Below are 17353 nucleotides of genomic sequence, written 5' to 3'. Positions count from 1 at the left end.
CTACGACTTCTGCCGTTCGGAAAGCGAGAAAAATCCATATGTGGCGGGGCCACTGAAGCGGACCGACTGCTCGCTGGTGTCCGACGGCGCCGCCGCGCTGGTGCTCGCCGATGCCGAGACCGCGAAGGCGATGAACAAGTCCATCGCGTTCCGCGCCACCGCCCACGCGCAGGATTTTCTGCCGATGAGCAAGCGCGACATTTTGCAATTCGAGGGCTGCACGGTGGCCTGGCAGCGCGCGCTGGCGAAGGCCGGCGTGCAGCTCTCCGACTTGTCCTTCGTCGAGACGCACGACTGCTTCACCGTTGCCGAACTGATCGAATATGAGGCGATGGGTCTGACGCCGCGGGGGCAGGGCGCACGCGCTATCCTGGAAGGCTGGACCCAGAAGGACGGCAAGCTGCCGGTCAATCCATCAGGCGGATTGAAGTCGAAGGGTCATCCGATCGGCGCCACCGGCGTGTCCATGCATGTGATGACCGCTATGCAGCTCGTAGGCCAGGCGCCCGAGGGCATGCAGCTCAGAGACGCAAAACTCGGCGGCATCTTCAACATGGGTGGCGCCGCGGTCGCGAACTACGTCTCGGTGCTGGAGCCGCTGAAGTAGCCCAGCTGACACCGAGGCTACACCTGTCGGACCATTGAGTATTCGATGTTTCAAGTAAAGGCAGACAGCCTGGAAAACTATCTCGGCTTCGATCCGGCGCGAAAATCCGATCTGGTCCGGATGCACGAGCTGATCCGAAAGGCGGCCCCGAACCTCAAGCGCTATTTCCATAAGGGCACGCCTGCCGGCGAAGCCGGCATGCGCATGAAGATGATTGGCTATGGAAAGCTTCATTATGCGACCAGGTCAGGCGAGACGGTTGAATGGCCGGTCATCGGGGTTGCTCTGCAGAAAAACTACATCAGCGTGTACGTCGCCGTCACAAGGGCGGATGCGCCGATCGTACCGACCTACGCTGGCAGGCTGGGTGAAAAGAGAGTTGGCCGCAACAATTTCAGCTTCGAGCGGTTCGATGATTTGAATGCCGCCGGCGTGTCCTCGCTTGTTGCGGAGACGGGGCGGATTTTCGCAAGCGACCCGGAAAACCCGATACGATATATGCAGGGCATGTGACGCGTCTCGGCCGGCGGGTTGCGTTCACGCTTCCGTATTGACGTGGACCGACACCTCCAGGCCGAGCTCGTCGTCGGCATCGCCCCAATAGGTGCCGGAGATCGGGATTGCCTGCTGCGGCGTTCGCGCCACGCCGACCCGGATCAGATCGCGGTTGCCGACGATGCCGTTGGTCGGATCGAATTCGACCCAGCCCGAGCCGGGCACGTAGATCTGGCACCAGGCATGTGTCGAGCCTCCGCCAAGCCGGACCGGTCCGTCGCGCGCGGGCACATACACATAGCCCGTGATGAAGCGTGCGGCAAAGCCGAGGGAGCGTGCCGCCTCTATCATCAGCAGCGCAAAATCCCGGCACGTTCCCTGCTGCAACGCCAGCGTTTCGGCCGGTGTCTGCGTGCCGCGCGCAGTGCGGCGCTGGTACGAAAAACCTTCGGCGATGGCTTCGTTCAGCGTCATCAGCAGTCGTCCGGTCGGCTGGCTCGCGCCGATCGTGACAAAGCGTGCCAGCCACTCGTCGATGGCGTGGTCGTCGCCGTGATGCCGGCGCATATAGGGCAGGAGATCCGGCTGTTCCTCCGGATGGTACGCGAACGGGTGGGACCGCGCATAATCCTCGATCAGGAAGTCGGGCGACTTTTCCGGCGTGTGCTCAAGACGGATCGAGGTATCGAAAGTCAGCACCGTGGTCGAGGCTGCGAAATCGACCAGCGTGACGCAGTTGCCGAACACGTCGTGGATCCACCTGATGGCTACCGGTTCTGGCTCGATGGTGAGCCGGCAGTCCAGCAGGCGCTGGTCGAAACTGTCGCGCGGCCGGAACAGCAGCTGATGCTGTCCGGGCTTGACCGGCCGCTTGTAGCGATAGGTTGTCGCGTGGTGGACGGAGAATATGGTCATCACTCTGCGCCTGAGATACCAACGAGGCGTCGGTTGCAATGAAAGTTATGGCAGCTGCTCCAAGACATCCAGCGGCAGTGGCGCTCCCGCCTTGCGGGTCTGGATCGCGATGTTGCTCCTGACCTCGCGCACGATCGGCAGGTTGAGGAGCCGCCCGACGAGAAACTCCTGGTAATGCGCGAGATCGGCGACCACGACCTCGAGCAGATAGTCCGCCTCGCCGGATACGAGGTGACAGGCGAGCACCTCGGGCATCGCGCAGACCGCATCCTCGAACGTCACGGCACGCTCATTGGCATGACCATCGATCTTGACGGCAAGGAACACCGAAAAGCCGAGTCCGACGCGGTCCCGTTTGAGCACTGCGCGGTAGCCCTCGATGACGCCCTCGCGCTCCAGGCGCTTGACGCGACGAAGGCATGGGGAGGCCGACAGGCCGACCCGGTCGGCAAGCTCGACATTGCTGAGCCGCGCGTCGGCCTGCAACTCGCTGATGATCCGCCGATCGATGGCGTCGAGGGGATGTTTTGGCATGTTCGCCGCGTTCTGGGGTTAGAAGAGGGTGATTTGTTGCGTCTGGCGCCTCCTAGATAGCACAGTTCGCAAGGACATGCCGCGCGGTTTGATGCGAGGGTGGAGCCCCAGTCAACCAGCATCGGAAACCAGGGAATGACCGACATCGCAACGCACCAGGCGCTGCTCACGGCCGTCGAGCGCTATTTCGAGATGATGTTTGATTCCGACGTCGGCAAATTCGATCGCGTGTTCGCGCCGACGGCGCAACTGCACGGTTTGCGGGATGAGGGCCTGCGCGTCCTTCCCGCCGGCGACTATCGCGACTTGCTCGCCGCGAGGGCCTCGCCCAAATCAAAGGGGGCGCCACGCCAGCAGGAGATCCTGCTGGTCGATTTCGCGTCGCCATCACAGGCGCTGGTGAAGGTGAGGGTTCGGATCGATACGATCCTCTATGTCGACTATCTCTCGTTCCACCTGGTCGGCGGGCAATGGCTGGTCACCGCAAAATCATTTCACATCGAGCGCCGCTTCGAGACCGCAGCTGCGTGACATCATTGCAAAACGGGGCGCGCCACGAGGGTGCCCCTTACAAGGCGAAAACCCTAGGGGCGACCCTCGTGGTCGCCCTCTTCGCGGCGGCTCCCGGTTGGCCGGCGTATTTCCTCACCCAAGGAACTCCTTCAAACCCAAACCGTTGCCTTTCGGTTTTGACCGAAAGAGTGAATCCTTGAATCGTCGGCAAATTCTTCGCGCTTCGGTGGCCGTCTCGACGGCCGCTATCCTGCCGCGTGTGGCGGCTAACGAATCCGCTGCGCCGGCTGTGCAGTTTGCTCCCTCCTATGTGCGCGATCTCGCCCGCAGCCTGGCGAGCAAACCGTTCGAGCCGCCGGACGAGAAGCTGCCCGATGCGCTGAAGGATCTCAATTACGACCAGTACCGATCGATCCGCTTCCTGCCCGAACACGCGCTGTGGCGCAGTGAAAAGCTGCCCTTCGAGGCCCAGTTCTTTCACCGGGGATTTTTTTACAAGAGCCGGGTCGACCTCTACGAGGTGACGAACGGACGTGCCGCCGCCATCAGGTATCGTCGCGACGACTTCTCATTCGGTAAGGATATCGGTCAGTGGCCCGAACTGGATCTCGGCTTTGCCGGCTTCCGCATTCATGCGCCGATCAACAAGCCCGACTATTACGACGAGGTCTGCGTCTTCCTGGGGGCGAGTTATTTTCGCGCGGTCGCCAAGGGCGAAACCTACGGCTTGTCCGCTCGCGGCCTTTCGATCGACACTGGCGAGACCAAGGGCGAGGAGTTTCCACTGTTCAAGGCTTTTTGGCTCGAGAAGCCGGCGCCGAACGCCACCTCGCTCGTCATTCATGCGCTGCTGGACAGCAAGAGCGCGGCCGCAAGCTACCGTTTCACGATCAGGCCGGGCGAGACCACCGTGTTCGATGTCGAGACATCGCTCTATCCGAGAGTGGACCTGGATCATGGCGGTCTTGCCCCGATGACCAGCATGTTCTTCTTCGGGCCGAACGACCGCAAGGATTTCGACGACTTCCGGCCGGCCGTACACGATTCGGATGGTCTTGCCATCTACAACGGCAAGGGCGAGCAGCTCTGGCGTCCCCTCAGCAATCCGCATGACCTGCAAGTCTCGACCTTCGCCGATCTCAATCCGCGCGGGTTCGGACTGATGCAGCGGGAGAAAGCCTTCTCGGCCTACTGGGATCTCGAATCGCGGTTCGAGCATCGCCCCAGCCTATGGGTCGAGCCGATCGGCGATTGGGGCGAGGGCTCGGTCGTTCTGTTCGAGATCCCGACCAAGGAGGAAATCCACGACAACATCGCCACGTTCTGGCGACCCAAGCAGCCGATCGCGGCCAAGAGCGAGCACAACTTTACCTACCGCCTCCACTGGGGAGGGGATGCGCAGAAGACTGGCGCGCTCGCAAGGTTCACGCGAACCGGAATCGGCAGCCGCGGGGATGACAGGAAGCTGGTCGTGCTCGAACTCAGCGGCGACAAGCTCAAGGGCCTCGATCCCAACAGCATCACGGGGCAGGTGACTGCCGAAAAATCCGAGGTCGTCAATCTCGTGACCCAGCCGAACCCCGAGACCGGCGGATGGCGGCTCAGCTTCCAGTTCTCGGTGAAAGGCCAGACGTCAGTCGAGCTACGGGCTGTTCTGGTCCAGAACGACACGCCGCTCTCCGAGGTGTGGATCTATCGATGGACAGCGTGACGGCGTCACCTTCGCTCGCTCCGGCCGGCGATGTGGCGGGCGGCGGATTTCTGCCGCCCGAAGCTCCGCTCACCATGGTGCCATCCCGGTTCGATCAGGTCACAGGTGCGAAACGTGCGGGTGGACGGATCGAGACCGCGGTGCAGATTCGCCGGCTATTCGTCTTTGCCGGCACGGCGCTGCTGACCGTCGCTGGCGGTTACGAGATGTACGACGTGCTGAAGGTCGGTGGCATAACCGTGCTCGAGGGCTTGCTGCTTGTCTTTTTCCTCGTGCTGCTCGCCTGGATCGCGTTTTCATTCCTGCCCGCCATCGCCGGCTTTTGCGTTCTGTTGGCCGGGCGCCAGCCCGGACTGCCGATCCACAGCGAGGGGCCGCTGCCCGATATCGCCTCTCGCACGGCGATGCTGCTGCCGACCTACAATGAAGATCCGCATCATGTGATGGCGCGGCTGCGCGCGATGGTCGAACAGGTTGCCGAGATCGGCCATGACGCACGCTTCGATTGGTTCCTGCTGAGCGACACCACCGACCCGGACATCTGGATCGAGGAGGAGCTGACGTTCCTTGCGCTCCGTCGCGCCTGCGGCGCAGAACGGCTGTATTATCGACATCGGTCGGACAACACGGCCAGGAAATCCGGAAACATCGCCGAATGGGTGCGCCGTTTCGGTGCGGCCTACGACACCATGATCGTTCTCGACGCAGACAGCCTGATGGCCGGCGACACCATCGTTCGGCTGGTCCATGCGATGGAAAAACATCCTGACGCCGCCCTGATTCAGACGCAGCCGATCATCGTCAACGCGCGCAGCCTTTTTGGTCGGTTGCAACAATTCGCCGGCCGGGTCTACGGTCCGCTGATCGCTGCCGGGAACGCATGGTGGCATGGTCCGGAAAGCAACTACTGGGGCCATAACGCCATCATTCGCGTCAAAGCCTTCGCGCAGGAAGCCGGTCTGCCTGAGCTCCGCGGACGCAAGCCCTTCGGCGGACACATCCTGAGCCACGATTTCGTGGAAGCCGCCTTGATGCGGCGCGCGGGGTGGGCGATCTACATGGCGCCGACGCTCGGCGGCAGTTTTGAAGAGGGGCCGCCGTCCATGCTGGATTTCGCGGCCAGAGATCGGCGATGGTGCCAAGGCAATCTCCAGCATCTCGCGGTGTTGCCTGCACGCGGTTTGCGCTGGGTTTCACGTCTGCATCTGATGACGGGCATCGGATCTTACCTGACCGCGCCGCTATGGCTGATCTTTCTCGTTCTTGGATTGTTGATTTCACTGCAGGCCTACTTCGTTCGGCCCGAATATTTTCCGAAGGGATTTGCCCTGTTTCCGACCTGGCCGGCGCAGGATCCCGTGCTGGCAGCCTGGGTGTTTGCGGCCACGATGGGGCTTCTGATCGTCCCGAAGCTGCTGGCCTATCTGGTGGTGATCGGCCGGCGCAAGGAGCGCGCTGCATTTGCCGGAAGCGCTCGCGTTCTTGCCGGCATTTTTGTGGAGACCGTGCTGGCGGCCTTGATGGCTCCATCCATGATGATTTTTCAGTCCAGTGCCGTGGCGGAAATTCTGTTTGGCCGCGATGCCGGATGGCAGGTGCAGCGGCGAGGCGATGGCGAGGTGACCCGGCGCGAGATGTATCGCAAATTTGCTGCGCCCACCCTGTTCGGGCTCGTCATGGGTCTCAGCGCCTACGCGGTCTCGGTTCCACTGCTGCTCTGGATGTCGCCGGTCGTGACGGGTCTGGTGCTTGCCCTCCCGATCGGCCTGTTGACTTCGAGGCGGATGAAAGCGGCAGCGTTGTTCGCGACTGCCGAGGACAAATGCCCTCCGCCCGTCGTCCGCCGCGCCAGCCAGCTTGCCGCCGCGCCCCGAATTGAAAGCGGTAGTGCACTCTGGCAATTGCAGCAAAACAACGAATTGCTCCGTTATCACCTGACCTCGCTGCCTGCGAGGCGCGTCAAGCCGGGACAGATCGACGTTGCTCTCGCCGTTGCACGCGCCAAGATCGAGGAGTGCAGCACCCTTGACGATGCCACGGCCTGGCTCGACAAAGCGGAGATGCGCGCCATCCTGAACGATGCCGCCATGCTTCGAAGGCTCCTGCAAATGCCTCGTTCGTGCGAGCGGAACGAGCTCCCGGGTTGACGCGTCCCCGGACCACGGAAAGTTAGCGGCGGGGTTTGCATGATCCCGCCGCTATCGTGTTCTTCAGGTAATCCCGATGGGCACGCCCGGCGACCCCGTCCCGCCGGTAATCGGGACCGGCGTGAAGCTGTAGACGAACTGATACTTCTTGTCGGCGATCAGGTCGTCGAACACCAGGTTCTCGTGATTGAGGATGCCGTGCTTGGTCTGCAGCGTCATGTGGACCGCAAACGCCAGGGTCTTGTCGGGATTGGGCACGACCTCCACCGCCCAGGTGTCGGCGCCGGTCAGGCAGAGATCCTTTTCGATCACCCAGTTGGCGACCTCGAGACCGATGCCGGGCTCGCCGCTGTTGAACTTGTCGTTGTTCTTGCCCCAGAGCGAACTCCAGCCGGTATGGAAGAAGATGCCGTCGCCCGGCTTGATGTCGGCCTCCGAGATATTCTGCTTCTGGAACGCGGCGCGCATGTCGGCGACACTGATCTCCTCGCCGGCCTCCATCATGCGCCCTTTCACGGCGACCATGTCGACCAGATGACCCCGGGTGAACAGCGGCTTGCAGTTCTCGACTCCCAGCTTCTTGAGGCCGTAGGGGTCGCTGAATTCCGCGGCCGAGTGACCGTTGTAGAATCTCATCTCCCGCTTGTCGCCGTCCGCGCCGAGTTGAATGCCGATGTGGCCGAGGAAGTCGAATTGCGTGCCCACCTGGCCGATCTCGGTGGTCACGAACTCGTCGTGATAGACGAGGCGATTGTCGCCGAACGGGCCGCCAGTCGGGCTGCCGGGAATGCGCAGCGTGAAGACCCGCTTGCCGAACAGCGGCATCGTGGACTCGTAGTTATGGCCGAGCTTGTAGATCTTGCCGTCCTTGATCCATTTGACGGTGTCGAGCACTTTTGCCGGCGTGATGTGGTTCGAGGCGCCTGCCTCGTCCTCCGCACCCCACTTCGACGGCCACCATTTCTCGGCGCTGAGTTTCGGCGGCGACATCGTATCGGCCTGCGCTGGCGTGATCGGCGCGAGGCCGAACTTGCCGTGTGCGGCGCCGGCCACCGCCACCGCGCTGGCGCCGGCGACGCCAGCGGCCTTCAGGAATCCGCGGCGGTCGGTTGATGCCGATGTTTCATCCACGGGGTCATTCTGATGATTGTTCGTCATGTGTTCCTCCCCAGAGTTTGCTTTGCTTGACTGACGGGCGACAACGTTGACGCGAACGATGTTATTGTTTCACTGAGACGGGAACAAGACGAGAAGCGTTTCTGATTGCGGGCGAGCGGGCACCTCCATTGCAGTGCGGGAGAACCGAGCATGGCATTGTTCGATGCTGACAAATCGGCGCAGCGATTGCCCGTCTCGGTGATCACCGGTTTTCTCGGCAGCGGCAAAACGACCTTGCTGAACAAGCTGTTGCACCATCCTGGCATGGGCGACAGTGCCGTGATCATCAACGAGTTTGGCGAGGTTCCGCTCGATCATCTCCTGGTCGAGGCGATCGAGGGCGAAGTCGCGGTGCTTTCGAGCGGCTGCGTCTGCTGCAGCTTGCGCAGCGACCTGGAGCAGACGTTGCGCGGCCTTTTGGCGCGGCGCGACCGCGCCGAGGTGCCGGCTTTCTCGCGGCTTCTGGTGGAAACGACCGGGCTTGCCGATCCCGCGCCGATCGTCCAGCTCATGCTGAACAATCCGCTGGTCAGCCACTTCGTGCGCCTCGACACCATCGTCACCACGGTGGATGCGGTGAATGGCTTGCGGCAGATCGGCGAGCACACCGAAGCGGTCAAGCAGGCCGCGCTGGCCGATCGCCTGCTGCTGACCAAGACGGACCTGGCGTCGCCGGGCACGATTACGGAACTGGAACAGCGGCTTGTGTCGCTCAATCCCGCTGCAGCGCGGCACGTCGTGACCAACGGCGAGATCGCGCCGGACGTGTTGTTTGGCGCGGCCTTGTTCGATCCGCAAAGCAAAACGGTCGATGTCCGGCGCTGGATCAACGAGGACGCCTACGCGAGTCACGGCCGCGCCGATCATGGTCGCCACGATCACGGTCACCACGATCACGGTCACGACGTCAACGCATTCTGCCTCGCGAGCGAGGAGCCGCTCTCATGGCAGGCGCTCTCGGGATGGCTTGGCCGGCTGCGGCAGGGGGCGGGCAACGATCTGTTGCGCGTCAAAGGCATCGTGAACCTGGCCGGCGAGAGCGCGCCGGTGGCGATCCATGGCGTGCACCATATTTTTCATCCGCCGGTGCTGCTCGAGGCCTGGCCGGATTCCGACCATCGGTCGCGGATCGTGTTCATCGTGCGAGGCATTGCGCGGGCCGAGCTCGAGGCCAGCTTTCGCGAACATGTGGCGGGCGTTCGGGTCTGACGCGAAGGCCGAGGCAAACGACCGCTTTTCGTTGACGCCGTCGCGTACGCGGGCGTTGCCCCCGACGAACAGACCATGATCGCGGTCCATTTCGACAGGAACCTCCGCTTCCAACCATGCGTTTGATGCCGGGATACTAGCCGAAAGCGCAACGGTCCCGATCAAAATCCGCCATTGCGTTACCGCTCGTTGTTCGAGCATGATCGTTCCGAAATTGGAACCTTTAAGATTTCCGAGGACCAAGCTTCAGGGAGGACGCTCGATGAAAACACAGCTTTGGCGCGTCGCGCCAAAATTCGCCACATATGCGGCGGCAGCCATTTTCGCGCTTGCCATGGCTTCGCCCGGTCACGCCCAGTCCGGGCCGATCAAGATCGGTGTCATCGCCGAAGCGCAGGCGGTTGCCGGATCGTCGATTCCGCAGGCCGCGCAGCTCGCGGCCGACGAGATCAACGCGTCCGGTGGCGTCAACGGCCAGAAGATCGAGATCGTCTCCTACGACAACCATTCCTCCGCCGCTGAATCGGTGCGCGCCTTCCAGCGCGCCGCGAACGAGGATCACGTCAACGCTGTCATCGCGAGCTACATCAGCGAGGTCGTGCTCGCGCTCGAACCGTGGACCGGGCGGCTGAAGACGGTGATGGTGACGCCGGGAGCGGCGTCCGACGTCATCACCCAGAACATCGCCAAGGATTATGATCACCTCAAATACACTTTCCATGGCTATCTGACCTCGACCAGCATCGCCGATCTGGTCTGTGCCGCGGCCAAGGACCTCTTGGCGACGCAGCTTCATTTGAAGTCGACCGTCGTGATGAGTGAGGACGCGGCGTGGACGACGCCGCTCGATGCCGAATACCTCAAATGCCTGCCGGAGGCGGGGCTGAAGGTGCTCGACCACATCCGCCTGTCGCCCGACACCACCGACTTCACACCGATCTTCAACAAGATCGAGGGCCAGAAGCCCGACGTGATCCTCACCGGTATTTCACACGTCGGCGTGCAGCCGACCGTGCAATGGAAGCAGCAGGAAGTGCCGATCCCGATGTTCGGGATTTCCTCGCAGGCCACCAATTCGAGCTTCTGGAACGACACCAATGGCGCGGTCGAGGGCGTGCTCTACCAGGCCGTTTCCGGGCCCGACGTCGCGGTGACACCCAAAACGCTGCCCTTCGTGAATGCGTTCAAGACCAAGTTCGGCAACTTCCCGTCCTATGCCGGCTACACCGCGTATGACGAGGTCTACTACATCGCGGACGCGATCAAGCGCGCCGGCTCGACCGATCCGGACAAGCTCGTCACCGCCATGGAGCAAACCGATTGGATCGGCACCATTGGCCGTATCCAGTTCAAGGGCAAGGACACGGGAAATCCGCATGCCTTGAAGGTTGGGCCCGACACCATCACCGGGCTGATGCTGCAATGGCAGAACGGCAAGCAGGTCAACCTGTGGCCGGAGAAGCTCGCCAACGGCAAGATGAAGTTTCCGAGCTTCATCAAGGTCGGATCGGCGCAGTAGCGAATGCCGGTCGAGAAGCTAAAAATGCTCCCCGCCAGCGTCCGCCGGCGGGGAGCATGCTTGAGAGGGACGAGCTTGCAAGGAACGGGAAAGGTTTGCGCTTGACGGACGATCATCTGCACAGCGGAACGAGGCGATGCTGTTCTGGCAAATTCTGATCGACGGCTTTGCTGTCGGTTCGCTCTACGCGCTTGGTGCGATGGGCTTTGCGCTGATCTTCGGCGTCTCCGGTGTCCTCAATCTGTCGCATGGCGCGCTGATGGTCGCCGCCGTCGTGGCGGCCTGGGCCGCGGGCAACGACCTGCATGTCGGCCCCTATGCGGGAGCTGCGATCGGCGTCCTGGTCGGCCTCGTGGCCTCGCTCGTGACCTATTTTGCGGTGGTCCGGCCGCTGCAAAACTCGCAAAAGATCCGCGAGGACGAGAAGGAGATCTTCATCCTCACGGCAACGCTGCTGTGGGGCATCATGATCCAGGAGCTGATCGCCTATTTCTACACCAACAACGCCAAGACGGTGTCGCCGATCGTCGGCGGCGTCATCAACATCGCGGGCGTGCGGACGCCTGCGAACGAGCTGTTCACGGCTATCGTGTGCTGGATCGTGATCGGCGTCCTCTGGCTGCTCGTCAACCGCACGCGCGCCGGCAAGGCGGTGCTGGCGGCCTCGATGAATCCCCGCGGCGTGACATTGCTCGGCATCGAGCTGCCGCAGATCTACATCGCGGTGTGGGCGATCTATGGCGTGCTGATCGGAGTGGCCGGCGTGCTGCTCGGCATGTTTTTGGGCGTCTCCTCCTACAGCGTCGGGCCGCTGACGGCGAGCGCGTTTTCTATCGTGGTGCTCGGCGGACTGGGCAGCGTCTCCGGCGCGCTGATCGCCGCCTATGTGGTCGGCTACCTCGAGACCATGACTGCCTACCTGATCTCGCCGGCCTATCGCACCATCCCCGCGCTGCTGTTGCTGGTCGTGGTGATGTATGTCCGGCCGCGCGGCCTGCTGGGACGTCGATAGATGCTGAAATCACAGACCCTCCGTATTCTGCTGATCGGACTTGCCGTGGTCGTGGCGGCCTCGTTCCTGCCGCTCGGCGTCTCCGGCTATGTCCTCGGCCTGCTCACGGTCGCCTATTATTTCGGCGTGTTCTCGATGGCCTGGGACCTCTTGTTCGGCTTCGCCGGCGAAGTCAATTTCGGACCGACCTTTCTGATCGGCACCGGCGCCTACACCGCCGGCATTTTGGACAATCTCTACGGCCTGCCGATCTGGGTCTGCGTGCTTGCCGGCACGCTCGCCGCGGTCGTGGGCGGGCTGATCCTGGCGCTGCCGGCGCTCCGGGTGCGCGGGCCGTATTTCGGGCTGACCACGCTGGTCGCGGTGCTGATGCTGCAAAACTTCATCGTTGTCGACGCCGGTCTGACCGGCGGCGAGATCGGCCTGACCGTTCCCGACGTCCTGACCATCAGCGAGGTCGTCAACTACCAGATCGCGCTCTGGTTCATGGCGGTGAGCGGCGCCATCCTGTTTGCGCTCTCCCGATCGCCGGTCGGACTGATCCTGCAGGCCAGCGGGCAGGATGACGTGCAGGCCGGCGCGCTCGGCTTCAACGTCACCAAGCACAAGCTGTTCGCCTTCATCATCAGCGCGTTCTTCTCGGGCCTCGCCGGCGCACTCCTGGTGTTCTATTTCGGCTCGGCCTCGATCGGAACGCTGATCGACGTCACGGTCGGCGTCCAGATCATCATCGCGGCCGTGCTCGGCGGCCGGCGGACGATCCTTGGCGCCGTCCTTGGTGCGGTGTTTCTGATCGCGATGAGCGAGGTGCTCCGGCCGCTGGGCGACCTTTCGAATTTCACCGTGTTCGCGCTCGCGCTGGTCGTCGTGCTGGTGTTCCCCAACGGATTTTTTGGCCTGCTGACGCGCCACAAAGAGAGTGTCTAGAGCATGAACGACTGCGCCTCTCTCGACGTCGGCCATGTGACCAAGCGCTTCGGCGGCCTGGTCGCTGTCAAGGACATCTCGCTGAACGTCAAGGCCGGCGAGATTCTTGGCCTGATCGGCCCGAACGGATCGGGCAAGTCGACGGTGATGAAGCTGATCATGGGCATCGTGCGGCCGGATGCGGGCTCGGTGCGCATTTCCGGCCAGGAGGTGGCGGGGCTGCCGTCCTACAAGATCGCGCGCATGGGGGTCGGCATCGTATTCCAGCATTCGCGCCCGCTGCACCGGCAGACCGTGCTGGAAAACATCAAGCTCGCGCTGCTGCCCGACAAGCTGACGCGGCTGTTCGCCGATCCCGGCATCGAGGCGCGCGTGCGCGCGATTGCCGAGCGGGTCGGCCTCTCCGCCGTGCTCGACCGGCTGCCATCGACGCTGCCCTTCGCGGACCTGCGCAAGATCGAGATCGCCAAGGCGATCGCCAGGGATCCGAAGGTCCTGCTGATCGACGAACCCTTCGCCGGGCTGACCCAGCAGGAGACGGCCGCCTTCTCGCAGCTGATCGCCGAGCTGCGCGATGACGGACGGGCCATCCTTCTGGTCGATCACAACGTCAAGAGCGTGGCGCGGCTGGTCGACCGCGTGCTCGCGATGTATGTCGGCGAACAGATCGCGGAAGGATCGGCCGAGCAGGTGATGGGCGACGAGACGGTGCGCCGCGTCTATCTCGGCGGCAGCATCGAGACCGCGGCGCGGCCGGAATCCGCGTTCAGCGATGCCGCGACCCCGTTCCTCGAAGTCGAAAAGCTCAGCGTGCATTATGGCAAGGCGCAGGCGCTGGAGGACGTCTCGATCCACGTGCATGCCGGCGAGTTCGTCTCGGTCGTCGGCCTCAATGGCGCGGGCAAGACGACGCTCTTCAACGCGATCTCGGGGCTGCTCCCTTATGTCGGCGAGATCCGCCAGCAGGGCCACGCCCTGCGCGGCCTGTCGGCCGCGCGCGTTGCGCGCAACGGCATCGTGCAGGCGCCGGAGGGCCGCGAGCTGTTCGTCGACATGACCGTGCGCGAAAATCTCGATCTCGGTGCCCACCACCTGGCGCCGGACGAGAGCGCGACCCAGATCGAATGGCTGTTCGAGCTGTTTCCGATCCTGCGAGAGCGGCAGGGCCAGGCCGCGGGGACGCTGTCCGGCGGCGAGCAGCAGATGCTGACCATCGCCCGCGCGCTGATGATGAAGCCAAAACTGCTCATCCTGGACGAGCCGACGCTGGGCCTCGCCCCGATCATCCTCGAGCAGATCTCGCACATCATCGAGACGCTGCGCCGGACCACCTCGATCAGCATGCTGCTGGGCGAGCAGAACGTCACCTTTGCGCTGCCGCATGCCGACCGCGTCTATGTGCTGGAGCATGCGCGCATCGTCTGGGAGGGGCCGCCGAACCGCTTTGCCGCCGAGGCCGGCCGCGGCTATTTGTAACGGGCGGCTGGTCCGGCTCGGATAGCCTTCACCGGTTCTATCGCCGCGCCAAGTGAATGAATCAATTGAAAAATTGCGACCGCAAAGCCATGATCCGAGGGCGCGGCTGCTAACGAGGTCTAACAATTCCTAGCGGGTCATTCCGGGACAAAAGTGGCATTGTGAGCGCGGCGCAATCGGATAAAGCCGCAAAGCCCCGGAGGTCGACATGAGCACCACTGATGAACGCAGCAAGACTGCAACCGAAACGGCGAAGCCAAAAACCGTCGACATGAAACTCGAGGTCATCGTCATTCCCGTGTCCGACGTCGACCGTGCTAAGCGCTTTTATGGTGATATGGGCTGGCGGTTGGACGCCGACTTCGCCGCTCCCAGTGGCGACTTTCGCGTCATCCAGTTCACGCCGCCGGGATCACCGGCCTCTGTGATCTTCGGCAAAAACGTCACCGCGGCCGCGCCCGGCTCCGCCCAGGGCCTGTACCTGATCGTCTCCGACATCGAGGCCGCGCGAAAAGATCTGATCGCGCGCGGCGTCGCTGTCAGCGAACCGTTCCATGGCGAGGGCGACAGATATCTCGGCCCGGACGAGCCGTATCTGTTCGGCCGGGCGCGGGCCAGCGGCCTGGATCCCGCGCGTGGCAGCTATCGCTCGTTCGCCTCGTTCAAGGATCCGGACGGCAATGGCTGGCTGTTCCAGGAGATCACCGCGCGACTGCCCGGTCGCGTGGACAGCGAAACGACATTCGCCTCGTCGACTGATCTTGCCGCCGCGCTCCGGCGCGCCGCGGAGGCGCATGGCGAGCATGAGAAGCGGAACGGCGGCCAACACGATGTGAATTGGCCGGACTGGTACGCCGAGTACATCGTCCGCGAGCAGGCTGGCCAGGAACTGCCGGTGTGAGCGACTGCCAGAATGTGAGCCGACGACAAAGCTTGGTCGAATGGTATCTCGAGGCACACTGTTCACCTCTCTCCGCTTGCACGAGAAGGGGCCGACCAGGATAGGGGCGACCACGAGGGTCGCCCCGCAATGTGGATCCCGTAGGGGCGACCCTTGTGGTCGCCCCTCTCGCAATGACGCTCAATCCATGAGGTGCCGTGCGTCGCGGTGATCGACCGTCACGGCGTGGTGATCTCCGCCGCGAGCCCCCGGGGCTCACCTCCGGTGCCGCAATGATCGGAGGCTCATGACTTCTTCGCCTTCAGCGCCTCGTATTCCGCCAGCGCCCGTTCGAATTTCTTGTTGAACAGCCACATCGCATCCATGATGTCGCGGAAAGTTGCCGATGTTCTGGCGCGGTCGGCTTTGCCGAAAGCAAAAATACTGTTGTTGCGCAGATATCGCATGATCCGCGGGTCGGAGATCCGGTAGGCGAGCAGGTTGCCTGAGTTGAGCGCCGATCGGGTCGGTGTCGGAACGATCTGGATCAGCTCGAAAAACTTCATCTGATCGATCGGATTTTTGAGCGTTCTCACGATCGACGGGATTTGCGGAAAGAGCTCTGCGTGAGCGTTCATCAGCCCGTCGCGCACCGCGGTCCAGTGATTGAAGCGATGATCGAGATCGCCGGCCCGCGCCTCTTCCTTGTCGTCGCGCGCGATCAACTGGGGATCAAAGCGGCCGATCGCCGGCTTGATTGCAGCCCACTTCTTGCGGCCGATTCGATCTTCCGACGGTCCCGTCTGCAGGCTGCCCTTGTAGGTGTTCGAGCGGGCGTTGCCGACATTCTGCTTGCCGTTGGTCTCGGCAAAGAACAGTCCGAGGCTGATCCGTCCGGCGGCCTCGGCGTCCGCGGCATCAAGCCCCTTGGCCCGCGCGATCGCAACGGCGAGTTCGACCACATCCTTGAAGGGGGTCGCCGAGTCCTGCGCGCCAGCGGGCGGTGCTTCCATGATGCCGAACAGCTTGCTGTACTCGTCGACCAGCGGCTCGGCGTCAGCGTCGAAATAGGCCGGGGGAAGGCCGAACTTGTTGGGCCGTCCGATTTTCGATGGAAGCGCGTCGGTGAGATCCTTGTAGGTGCTGATCATGTCGACACGCGCGAGATAGAGCGCTTGTCCCGGCAGGTTCGGAAGCGGCTGTTTCGAATTGATCTGGTTGCGCCGCTCGGCCAAAACCTGTTTGAACCGGTTCAAGGCGTCGTCATAGGCCTTTTGCGCATCCGATTGCTGTTCGGTGAGTGACTGCGCCAGGGTAGCGGAGATCAGGCCGGGACCCGGCAGCGCAAGCAGCAGTCCGAGCGCAAACGCCATTCTGGCTACGGGGCGGTGGCGTGGTCTCTCCATGGCGTTGGTCGCGCCCCTTGATCGCGGTGGCAATCGCGGATCGTAACCGGCAAGGAGCTCGTGTGGCGAGCGCAAACCTCACATTCGATTCAATGTGTCCTCAAAAATCAATGTGTCTTGAAAAAGAAGCCCGCCGTCAGGCGGGCCCAGATTTCGGGGAGGAAGCGCTCTGACGTGGAGCGCCAATGCAATCTCCGCGATTCGGCTCTGGTCACTAAGATAGTATAACTACCGTCAGGGATCTCGCCGGTGTTCACGGCGCGAGCTCATCGGGGAAAGCCCGGGATCAACCGGGGCAAGGGTCAATCAACAGGGATTTTCATGGATTTGTCCGGCGTTTTTGCCAAGATCGTCGCGGTGATCGGCGGCGCCGCGCTGCAGTGGCGTCATCGGCAGGGCGCGCAGCCCGCGCCGGCCTGGGGCCACGCGCCGGCGATTCCGGCGGCGAAACCGCAAGGCGCGCTGCCGACGCTCAAAATGCCGACGGCGAGGGGCTGGAAGGACGGCGAGAAGCCGTTGGCGGCGCCCGGGCTCAAGGTCAACGCGTTCGCGACCGGCCTGGAGCATCCGCGCTGGATCTATGTGCTGCCGAGCGGTGACGTTCTCGTTGCCGAAGCGACGCAAGTCGCAGGACCCGCCAGGTCGGTTTTTCACTATGCGATGCAGGCGACGATGCGGCGCGCCGCCGCTCTCGGCGTCAGCGCGAACCGCATCACGCTGCTCCGCGATACGGATGGCGACGGGATTGCCGAAACGCAAAAGACCTTCATGGAAGGACTGAACCAGCCGTTCGGCATGGCGCTGGTGGAAAACACCTTCTATGTCGGAAACACCGACGGCATTG

At 63.0% G+C, this 17353-nt stretch carries 15 protein-coding genes and 1 pseudogene; 12 read left to right on the top strand and 4 right to left on the bottom strand.

Annotated features, from left to right (window positions below; translation table 11 throughout):
• Together JOZ76_RS00780 and JOZ76_RS00775 are read left to right on the top strand one after the other, a co-directional pair.
• A partial coding sequence (locus tag JOZ76_RS00780) for a thiolase C-terminal domain-containing protein (RefSeq protein WP_441299951.1) occupies positions 1 to 607 on the top strand: 607 nt, incomplete at its 5' end.
• Positions 608 to 727: 120 nt separating this feature from the next.
• Positions 728 to 1120, top strand: a complete 393-nt coding sequence (locus tag JOZ76_RS00775) for a hypothetical protein (RefSeq protein WP_291696731.1) — start codon at positions 728 to 730, stop codon at positions 1118 to 1120.
• A 24-nt stretch (positions 1121 to 1144) separates the two neighbouring features.
• Here the strand turns inward: JOZ76_RS00775 and JOZ76_RS00770 are convergent, their stop codons facing one another.
• Positions 1145 to 2017, bottom strand: coding sequence for a transglutaminase family protein (locus JOZ76_RS00770; protein ID WP_291696730.1), 873 nt, complete (start codon positions 2015 to 2017; stop codon positions 1145 to 1147).
• A 45-nt stretch (positions 2018 to 2062) separates the two neighbouring features.
• Positions 2063 to 2551, bottom strand: a complete 489-nt coding sequence (locus tag JOZ76_RS00765; protein ID WP_291696729.1) for an Lrp/AsnC family transcriptional regulator — start codon at positions 2549 to 2551, stop codon at positions 2063 to 2065.
• 135 nt (positions 2552 to 2686) lie between these two features.
• Here JOZ76_RS00765 and JOZ76_RS00760 point away from each other — a divergent pair, with 135 nt between their 5' ends.
• The 3 genes from JOZ76_RS00760 (at position 2687) to mdoH (ending at position 6922) form a co-directional block, all read left to right on the top strand.
• Positions 2687 to 3082 (top strand): nuclear transport factor 2 family protein, encoded by a 396-nt coding sequence (locus JOZ76_RS00760; RefSeq protein ID WP_291696728.1) that lies wholly within the window; start codon positions 2687 to 2689, stop codon positions 3080 to 3082.
• Positions 3083 to 3311: 229 nt separating this feature from the next.
• Positions 3312 to 4775: a glucan biosynthesis protein G gene (locus JOZ76_RS00755; protein WP_441299952.1), complete on the top strand. Its 1464-nt coding sequence runs from the start codon at positions 3312 to 3314 to the stop codon at positions 4773 to 4775.
• The gene (mdoH, locus tag JOZ76_RS00750) at positions 4763 to 6922 is read left to right on the top strand and encodes a glucans biosynthesis glucosyltransferase MdoH (protein WP_291696726.1); all 2160 of its coding nucleotides are present in this window, start codon (positions 4763 to 4765) and stop codon (positions 6920 to 6922) included. Before JOZ76_RS00755 ends, mdoH begins: the two co-directional genes overlap by 13 nt.
• Before the next feature lie 63 nt (positions 6923 to 6985).
• Here mdoH and JOZ76_RS00745 read toward each other — a convergent pair whose 3' ends face one another.
• Positions 6986 to 8080: a cyclase family protein gene (locus tag JOZ76_RS00745; RefSeq protein ID WP_291696725.1), complete on the bottom strand. Its 1095-nt coding sequence runs from the start codon at positions 8078 to 8080 to the stop codon at positions 6986 to 6988.
• Positions 8081 to 8230: 150 nt separating this feature from the next.
• On the opposite strand from JOZ76_RS00745, the gene JOZ76_RS00740 reads away from it, so the two are divergent.
• From JOZ76_RS00740 to JOZ76_RS00715, 6 genes are all read left to right on the top strand, one after another.
• Positions 8231 to 9289 carry a CobW family GTP-binding protein gene (locus JOZ76_RS00740; RefSeq protein ID WP_291696724.1) on the top strand — a complete coding sequence of 353 codons (1059 nt, stop codon included), beginning with the start codon at positions 8231 to 8233 and terminating at the stop codon, positions 9287 to 9289.
• A gap of 334 nt (positions 9290 to 9623) precedes the next feature.
• Complete coding sequence (locus tag JOZ76_RS00735) at positions 9624 to 10808, top strand: ABC transporter substrate-binding protein (RefSeq protein WP_291696732.1); 1185 nt, start codon at positions 9624 to 9626, stop codon at positions 10806 to 10808.
• Positions 10809 to 10944: 136 nt separating this feature from the next.
• Positions 10945 to 11820 (top strand): branched-chain amino acid ABC transporter permease, encoded by an 876-nt coding sequence (locus JOZ76_RS00730; RefSeq protein ID WP_291696723.1) that lies wholly within the window; start codon positions 10945 to 10947, stop codon positions 11818 to 11820.
• Positions 11821 to 12747, top strand: coding sequence for a branched-chain amino acid ABC transporter permease (locus JOZ76_RS00725; protein WP_291696722.1), 927 nt, complete (start codon positions 11821 to 11823; stop codon positions 12745 to 12747). It abuts the gene before it with no gap.
• 3 nt (positions 12748 to 12750) lie between these two features.
• On the top strand, positions 12751 to 14223 hold the full coding sequence (locus JOZ76_RS00720; protein ID WP_291696721.1) for an ATP-binding cassette domain-containing protein: 1473 nt from the start codon (positions 12751 to 12753) through the stop codon (positions 14221 to 14223).
• 208 nt (positions 14224 to 14431) lie between these two features.
• Complete coding sequence (locus JOZ76_RS00715) at positions 14432 to 15124, top strand: VOC family protein (protein ID WP_291696720.1); 693 nt, start codon at positions 14432 to 14434, stop codon at positions 15122 to 15124.
• Between the two features lie 284 nt (positions 15125 to 15408).
• Here the strand turns inward: JOZ76_RS00715 and JOZ76_RS00710 are convergent, their stop codons facing one another.
• On the bottom strand, positions 15409 to 16509 hold the full coding sequence (locus tag JOZ76_RS00710; protein WP_291696719.1) for a hypothetical protein: 1101 nt from the start codon (positions 16507 to 16509) through the stop codon (positions 15409 to 15411).
• A gap of 321 nt (positions 16510 to 16830) precedes the next feature.
• Here JOZ76_RS00710 and JOZ76_RS00705 point away from each other — a divergent pair.
• A pseudogene (locus tag JOZ76_RS00705) lies at positions 16831 to 17353 on the top strand (sorbosone dehydrogenase family protein); the annotation flags it as partial.

It is taken from the genome of Bradyrhizobium sp. (assembly GCF_019244115.1).
Taxonomy (GTDB): domain Bacteria; phylum Pseudomonadota; class Alphaproteobacteria; order Rhizobiales; family Xanthobacteraceae; genus Bradyrhizobium.
This window is presented reverse-complemented; position numbering and strand designations above follow the sequence as displayed.

What these genes read in the sequence shown, in the direction of transcription:
- JOZ76_RS00775 (WP_291696731.1), top strand. Translation starts at nt 728, where the DNA reads ATGCACGAGCTGATCCGAAAGGCGGCCCCGAACCTCAAGCGCTATTTC.
- JOZ76_RS00770 (WP_291696730.1), bottom strand. Translation starts at nt 2,017, where the DNA reads ATGACCATATTCTCCGTCCACCACGCGACAACCTATCGCTACAAGCGG.
- JOZ76_RS00765 (WP_291696729.1), bottom strand. Translation starts at nt 2,551, where the DNA reads ATGCCAAAACATCCCCTCGACGCCATCGATCGGCGGATCATCAGCGAG.
- JOZ76_RS00760 (WP_291696728.1), top strand. Translation starts at nt 2,687, where the DNA reads ATGACCGACATCGCAACGCACCAGGCGCTGCTCACGGCCGTCGAGCGC.
- mdoH (WP_291696726.1), top strand. Translation starts at nt 4,763, where the DNA reads ATGGACAGCGTGACGGCGTCACCTTCGCTCGCTCCGGCCGGCGATGTG.
- JOZ76_RS00745 (WP_291696725.1), bottom strand. Translation starts at nt 8,080, where the DNA reads ATGACGAACAATCATCAGAATGACCCCGTGGATGAAACATCGGCATCA.
- JOZ76_RS00740 (WP_291696724.1), top strand. Translation starts at nt 8,231, where the DNA reads ATGGCATTGTTCGATGCTGACAAATCGGCGCAGCGATTGCCCGTCTCG.
- JOZ76_RS00735 (WP_291696732.1), top strand. Translation starts at nt 9,624, where the DNA reads ATGGCTTCGCCCGGTCACGCCCAGTCCGGGCCGATCAAGATCGGTGTC.
- JOZ76_RS00730 (WP_291696723.1), top strand. Translation starts at nt 10,945, where the DNA reads ATGCTGTTCTGGCAAATTCTGATCGACGGCTTTGCTGTCGGTTCGCTC.
- JOZ76_RS00725 (WP_291696722.1), top strand. Translation starts at nt 11,821, where the DNA reads ATGCTGAAATCACAGACCCTCCGTATTCTGCTGATCGGACTTGCCGTG.
- JOZ76_RS00720 (WP_291696721.1), top strand. Translation starts at nt 12,751, where the DNA reads ATGAACGACTGCGCCTCTCTCGACGTCGGCCATGTGACCAAGCGCTTC.
- JOZ76_RS00715 (WP_291696720.1), top strand. Translation starts at nt 14,432, where the DNA reads ATGAGCACCACTGATGAACGCAGCAAGACTGCAACCGAAACGGCGAAG.
- JOZ76_RS00710 (WP_291696719.1), bottom strand. Translation starts at nt 16,509, where the DNA reads ATGGAGAGACCACGCCACCGCCCCGTAGCCAGAATGGCGTTTGCGCTC.